Source organism: Mesorhizobium sp. M2A.F.Ca.ET.037.01.1.1 (assembly GCF_003998075.1).
GTDB lineage: Bacteria > Pseudomonadota > Alphaproteobacteria > Rhizobiales > Rhizobiaceae > Mesorhizobium.
This window is the reverse complement of record NZ_RZSA01000321.1, coordinates 1-6,398: the sequence shown is the minus strand read 5'-3', so window position 1 is coordinate 6,398 and position 6,398 is coordinate 1. Positions and strand designations below refer to the sequence as shown.

The 6,398-nt window shown below is 63.6% G+C and carries 5 protein-coding genes and 1 tRNA gene; 1 reads left to right on the top strand and 5 read right to left on the bottom strand.

The window, feature by feature from the left end; genetic code table 11:
- From metG to EOA27_RS17240, 5 genes are all read right to left on the bottom strand, one after another.
- Positions 1-1,100: methionine--tRNA ligase (gene metG, locus EOA27_RS17260; RefSeq protein ID WP_127256760.1), on the bottom strand; the 1,100-nt coding region annotated here is incomplete at its 3' end.
- 126 nt (positions 1,101-1,226) lie between these two features.
- On the bottom strand, positions 1,227-2,282 hold the full coding sequence (locus EOA27_RS17255; RefSeq protein WP_126082742.1) for a DNA polymerase III subunit delta': 1,056 nt from the start codon (positions 2,280-2,282) through the stop codon (positions 1,227-1,229).
- Positions 2,279-2,953 (bottom strand): dTMP kinase, encoded by a 675-nt coding sequence (gene tmk, locus EOA27_RS17250; protein WP_126082741.1) that lies wholly within the window; start codon positions 2,951-2,953, stop codon positions 2,279-2,281. Before tmk ends, EOA27_RS17255 begins: the two co-directional genes overlap by 4 nt.
- 72 nt (positions 2,954-3,025) lie before the next feature.
- Complete coding sequence (locus EOA27_RS17245) at positions 3,026-4,204, bottom strand: D-alanyl-D-alanine carboxypeptidase family protein (protein ID WP_126082740.1); 1,179 nt, start codon at positions 4,202-4,204, stop codon at positions 3,026-3,028.
- Positions 4,205-4,320: 116 nt separating this feature from the next.
- A complete protein-coding gene (locus tag EOA27_RS17240; RefSeq protein ID WP_126082739.1) occupies positions 4,321-5,583 on the bottom strand; it encodes a septal ring lytic transglycosylase RlpA family protein in 1,263 nt (420 codons plus the stop codon).
- 586 nt (positions 5,584-6,169) lie between these two features.
- On the opposite strand from EOA27_RS17240, the gene EOA27_RS17235 reads away from it, so the two are divergent.
- Positions 6,170-6,259 (top strand) — tRNA-Ser (locus EOA27_RS17235).
- Positions 6,260-6,398 lie beyond the last annotated feature (139 nt).

Here is a 6,398-nt window from a genome sequence, read left to right as displayed (position 1 = left end):
ATCATGGACAGCGACCGCTGCGCCAGATTGCCAAGGCCATTGGCGAGATCCGCGTTGGTGCGGTTGACGATCGCCTCATGGCTGTAGTTGCCGTCCTGACCGAACGGCACCTCGCGCAGGAAGAAATAGCGCACCTGGTCAACGCCGTAATGGTCCACCATCGTGAACGGGTCGATGACGTTGCCGACCGACTTCGACATCTTCTCGCCGCGGTTGAACAGGAAGCCGTGGCCGAAGACGCGCTTCGGCAGCGGAATTCCCGCCGACATCAGGAACGCCGGCCAATAGACCGCGTGGAAGCGCACGATGTCCTTGCCGATGATGTGCGCGTCGGCTGGCCAGAAACGCCATTTATCATCGTTTTCATTGGGATAGCCGATGCCGGTGATGTAGTTGGTCAAGGCGTCGACCCACACATACATCACATGCTTCTCGTCGCCAGGCACCGGCACGCCCCAGTCGAAGGTGGTGCGCGAGACCGACAGGTCCTTCAGCCCGGATTTGACGAAGCTCATCACCTCGTTGCGACGCTCGGCCGGACCGATGAAATCGGGCTGGCTCTCGTAGAGCGCGATGAGCTTGTCCTGATAGGCCGACAGGCGGAAGAAATAGCTTTCCTCCTCGACCCATTCGACAGGCGTTCCCTGCGGCCCGTAGCGCACATTGTCAGCGCGGACCTCGGTCTCCTCCTCGCCGTAATAGGCCTCGTCGCGCACCGAATACCAGCCGGCATAGCCACCCTTGTAGATGTCGCCATTGGCGGCCATCGCCTTCCAGATCGCCTGGGAGGACGCATAATGCCGCTCCTCGGTGGTACGGATGAAATCGTCGTTGGAAGCGTTCAGCGCGCTCGCCATGCGCTTGAACTCGGCCGAATTGCGGTCGGCGAGCTCGCGCGCCGCGATGCCTTCCTTGCGCGCCGTCTGCAGCATCTTGATGCCGTGCTCGTCGGTGCCGGTCAGGAAGAACACGTCCTTGCCGTCGAGCCGCTGGAAGCGGGCAAGCGCGTCGGTGGCGATCAGCTCATAGGCATGGCCGATATGAGGCTTGCCGTTCGGATAGGAGATCGCGGTCGTGATGTAGAATGTGTCGCGTGACATGAATGAACCGTCAAAATATCTGAATGTGAGTTGTGGCGGTGGATATCGCATCGGAACGTCGATTGCCATCCCGAGGCCAATGCAGGCCGCCCGAAAGTGGGCCAACGGCATGCATCGAACGGGCCGTCACATTCGCATCGCAGAATTCAGGCGGTCGATCATGGTCAGGGCGTGCTGCTTCTTGTCGAGATTGTAGGTCTCGGCCTCAGATATCGTGTTAAGCGCCTCCTGCCAAGCCTCAGACAGGGTTTTGGCCCTGGCGAGGTCGCCGGACAGCGCCGCTTCGCTGGCGGCGGCCGAAAGCAGATCGAGCGCGCGGCGATTGAAGATGTCGAACTGGATCGCCTGGTCGCGTCCCGCCACGGCCTCGGCGAGGCGGTGGGCGCCGGCAATGTCGGGCTTCCCGGCCGTCACCAGTGCGTCGAGCGCGCCGGCGATCTCCAGCCCGCCATATTGGGTGAGCAGGATGGCGTTGCGCGCGCTGCCCCCTGCCCGCTCGGCGAGCGCCGCGCGTGCGGCCGCATCATCCGGCGGCGGCGGTTCGACATTCTCCAGCACGGCCATCAGCTCGTCGGCCGCCAGCGGCGCGAGCCGCACCATCTGGCAACGCGAGCGGATCGTCGGCAGCAGGCTGCCCGGCGCGTGCACGATCAGAATGAACAAGGTGCGCGCCGGCGGCTCCTCGAGATTCTTGAGCAAGGCATTGGCGGCGTTGGTGTTCATGTCGTCGGCCGGGTCGACGATGACGACACGGTAGCTGCCATCATGCGAAGTCATTGACAGGAAGCGGCTGACCCTGCGGATTTCGTCCACGGTCAGCACCGTCTTGAAGCTCTTGATCTTGTCGTTGGCGGGGCGCGTCAGATGCAGCACGCCCGGATGCGCGCCGGTGGCGATCTGGCGAAACAGTGGGGACGCCGGATCGGGAACGGCAAGCGTGTCGGGCGCCGTCCTGAAATCCGGATATTTCAGAAGATGGTGCGCCAGATGGAACGCCAGCGTCGCCTTGCCGATGCCGAGCGGCCCGGCAAAGATCAGCGCATGCGGCAGCTTGCCCGCGCGGTAGGCGCCAGCGAGCATCCCGGCCGCCGTCGCGTGGCCGATCAGCCGCGGCGTTTCGGCCGGCTCGGGCACGCCGTCCAGCGTGTCGTGCTGCTCTGGGGCGATGCGTTCGAAGATCATGCCGGCGCCGTCTCGATCCTTTGCGCCGGCATCCTCTCTTCCAGCGCCGCGAAGACGGCGGCGGTGACGACATCTTCCACCGTATCGGGATCGGCGGCCGCGTCGATGACGATGCAGCGCTCCGGCTCCGCCGCGGCAATGGCCAGGAAAGCCTCGCGCCGCCGCCGGTGGATGGCCAAAGTCTCCTTCTCGAAACGATCGGCGGCGTCACCCGCGCCGCGCCGCGCGGCCGCCCGCTTCAGGCCTTCGGCCGGATCGATGTCGAAGATCAGCGTCATGTTCGGCATCAAGCCGTTGATGGCCACGGCCTCCAGCGCCTTCATGAAATCCGCGTCGAGCCCGCCGGTGACACCTTGGTAGACGCGCGAGGAATCGATGAAACGGTCGCACAGCACGATCGAGCCGCGCTCGACTGCCGGCCGGATGACCTGCTCGACATGGTCGGAGCGCGCGGCGGCGAACAGGATTGCCTCCATCTTCGGGCCGAACGGCTCGGCCGCGCCGGACAGAAGAACGTGCCTTACCGCCTCGGCGCCAGGCGATCCACCCGGCTCGCGGCTGACCAGCACCTCGTATTTCTTGGCGCGCATGCGCCGCGCCAGCCGCTCGATCTGCGTCGACTTGCCTGCTCCTTCGCCGCCCTCGAAAGTGATAAAAAATCCGCTCGCCAATCGAGACTGCCTTTGCCCGTGCTGGCCGCTGTCATAGCTCCCGTCCGACAAAAGGTCCACGAACTTGCCCGATCACAAATGTTTCTGACGCAGCCAGCCGACAGCGAGTTCCTTGGCCGCGTCGAGCGCACGCTGCGGCAGCGTGCCCACCTTCACCGATTCGGCGGCATAGAGCGGCGTCTGCTGGCTAAGCGTATCGCCTATCCAAACGCGCAGCTCACCGACCGGTTGCCCTTCCTCGACCGGCGCCGACACTGGACCCTGATAGACGATCCTGGCGGTCAGCTTGTCGCGGTTGGCTATCGGAAGAAAGATGTCCACGGGGCCCTTGGCTTTCAAGGCCAGGCCGGATTTGGCGCCGCCGAAGACCTGCGCTTCCCCGACCACCTCGTCCTTGGCGAAGATCTCGGTCTTCTGGAACGACCGCGAGCCCCAGTCGAGCAGCTTGCGCGCCTCTTCTGAGCGTTCGCGGTCATTCGCCAGGCCAGTGAGCGCGGCGATCACGCGGATGCCGTTGTGGCTGACTGTGCCGACTAGGCCGAAGCCCGCCTGTTCGCTGGCGCCGGCCACAAAGCCGTCGGCTTCGATCCCCATGGCGATCAGTGGATTGCGGTTCCTTTGCGCGATCTTGTTCCAGGTGAAGTCCGGCTGGCCGTAATAGTGGAAGAACTCCGGGTAGTCGCGCCACAGATGCAGCGCCAGCATCGTCAGCTCGCGCACCGTCGTCTGCTGGCCGTCGGCAGGCAGGCCCGTCGAATTGACGAAGGTCGATTTCGACAGGCCGAGCTGGCGGGCGCGATCCGTCATCTGCGCGGCGAAATTCGCTTCCGAGCCGGCCATGCCCTCGGCAAGCACGATGCAGCCGTCATTGGCGGCCTGCACGGTGACACCCTGGATCAGGTCCTCGACGCGGACCTCGGATTTGAGCTTTGCGAACATGGTCGAGGTCCCGGACGGCGCGCCGCCGGTGCGCCAGGCGTTTTCGCTGACGACAAACGTGTCGTCGAGCGTGATCCGCTTCGCCTTGAGAGCGTTGAAGACCACCTCCATCGTCATCAGCTTGGCCATCGAGGCCGGTGGGATCGGCTTGTCGGGGTCCTTGGCGAAGAGCACCGTGCCGGTGTCGGCATCGATCATGAACGCCTGCGTCGCCTTGGTCTCGAACAGCTGCGCGCCAGCCGGGGCGGCGCACAACAGCGCCAGCACCAATCCCAGAAGGCTGGCGAAAGGCGGAAGAACGCGCAATTGCATGAAATGTCGACCCAATCTGAGCAAAACCGGAGAGTCGCCCGGAATTGCGCCAAGACTACCCCGCGGCCAAGCTAGCAGGGTTTTTTCGGCCGGATCAACGTGCAGTGCAAATTTAATCAGTTACGCACAACCAGCGCGTCCGGCGCGCCATGCGACCAGGCTGCCTGGAGCAGGTCGTCAATGCTGCCGTGCCCGTCCGGATAGACATTGACCGCGTACCAATCATTGCCGTCGAGCTCGGTGCGCTGGATCTCCGGCCGGCCGAACGGCTCGAGCGCCGCGGCCACACGCTTGGCGTCGGCGGCTTCGTCGAAGGAACCGGCGGCGACGTAGTCGGATCCGGGCGCCTGTTCCTGGCGGTTCGATTTCTTCCACGATCGCAGGATATCGGCCGGCGACATGCCGCCGGCATCGAGCGCGGCAAAGACATCGGCGCGCTTCACCCGCTCATCCGCATAGGACAGCGAAGCCATGGCGAAGGGCGAGTTCGGCGGCAGGCCGAGATCCGGCCGCTCCGGCACGATCGGTCCGAAATCGGGCAGCACGACATCACTGGCGCCTTGCACCGTGAAGGCTGCCGGCTGCACGGTCGGCTGTTCCGACAGGCCCGGCTGCGCGGCAAAGGCCTGCCCCGAATTGGTCAACTGTCCAGGGAACGGCACGGCCGGCGGCGCGCCCACCGAGAGGCTCGGCGACGGGCCGTTCATGGCCACCATCACACCGGTCGGCAGGCCGTCCGACGGATCCGGCCGGTTGTTGCCGGGGCGGTAGGACGCCACCAGATACTGGTCGTCGTCGCCATCGAGCGGCGCGCGGCCGACATATTCGACTTTGACCCGGGCCGTGCCGACCTTGTCATAGTCGAGCATCTGCGCGGCGCGTTCGGAGACGTCGATGATGCGGCCCTCATGATAGGGACCCCGGTCGTTGACGCGAACGATCACGGAACTGCCGGTCTCCAGATTGGTGACGCGGGCATAGCTCGGCAGTGGCATCGTCGGATGCGCCGCCGTCAGATGCGTCATGTCATAGACTTCGCCATTGGCGGTCAAACGCCCGTGGAAGGCATCGCCATACCAGGAGGCCAGCCCGACCTTGGTGAAGCCCTTCTTGTCTTCCTTCGGATAATACCACTTGCCGCGAACCTGGTAGGGCTTGCCGAGCTGGTCGCGGCCGCCGCCCCGGCGCATGAACTGGACGCGCGGGCTTGCCTTCACGCCATATTCGGATTCCGCGAAATATTCCTTGGGACGGGCCTTCTTGTAGACCATCCCCTTCGGCTGGGGCTGTGAGGCGCAGGCAGCCAGCAGCAGGCCCGAAAGGGCGCACAGGGCGAAAGCAGAAGCGCGACGAAGACGCGGGCGCGTCGGAGTCTGCATGTTTTCGATTGTCCCCTACCGTGCTGCACCCGACGGAGCCAGAGGTCGCCCGTTAGGCCAACACCTTGATCCCCAATCCCTTTTGCACAGGAATTGCTTATCACGATGTTAATCGATTATGGCCGCAACAGGGCGAGATTGTGGCATGAGTGCAGAATGCCGCTCGGAAAGTCCGTGCTCGTTCGAGAACGCCCTGCTGCCAATAGCGCCGGCCACAAGATCGCCAGCGCGTCAAATCCGAATAAGAGTGCGGGTTTGTCCTGCTATTGCGGCTGCACGTTGGACGGCAGCTGTTGGGCCGTCGCACGAGACAGCTTCTGGCGCTTCGTCAAAACCGGCTTCTCATAGATCTTCTTCATCAATTCCCCCGTTAGAACATTAGCAGGTAGAGATTGGCAGGGTTTTGGCGGCATTGTCAATTGCATCTGACCGGCTTCCTGGGATTGCCCCCGGCTCCCGAGAATATGATTGAGCCTGTCCTGCGATTGACAGATCTTTGCGCGGCGCACTAGAGCATGGAGCGCATGCGTTCTTGTCGGCACAGTTTTGCTGTTAACAGGACGAAGCGCCTCGTGAAGATCACGATGGAGGGATGGCCGAGCGGTTTAAGGCACCGGTCTTGAAAACCGGCGTGGGCGCAAGTTCACCGTGGGTTCGAATCCCACTCCCTCCGCCACAATTCCAATAAAATCAAAAACTTAAGCCAAGCTGTCGGGCCGCGGCATAAGTTTTAGCCTAACCGGATATGAAAAGGCCCGGCAAGCCGAAGTTGGCCATCAATAACCAGTTGGGATCCACGGATCGGTGTCGTACCC

What these genes read in the sequence shown, in the direction of transcription:
- EOA27_RS17245 (WP_126082740.1), bottom strand. Translation starts at nt 4,204, where the DNA reads ATGCAATTGCGCGTTCTTCCGCCTTTCGCCAGCCTTCTGGGATTGGTG.
- EOA27_RS17255 (WP_126082742.1), bottom strand. Translation starts at nt 2,282, where the DNA reads ATGATCTTCGAACGCATCGCCCCAGAGCAGCACGACACGCTGGACGGC.
- EOA27_RS17240 (WP_126082739.1), bottom strand. Translation starts at nt 5,583, where the DNA reads ATGCAGACTCCGACGCGCCCGCGTCTTCGTCGCGCTTCTGCTTTCGCC.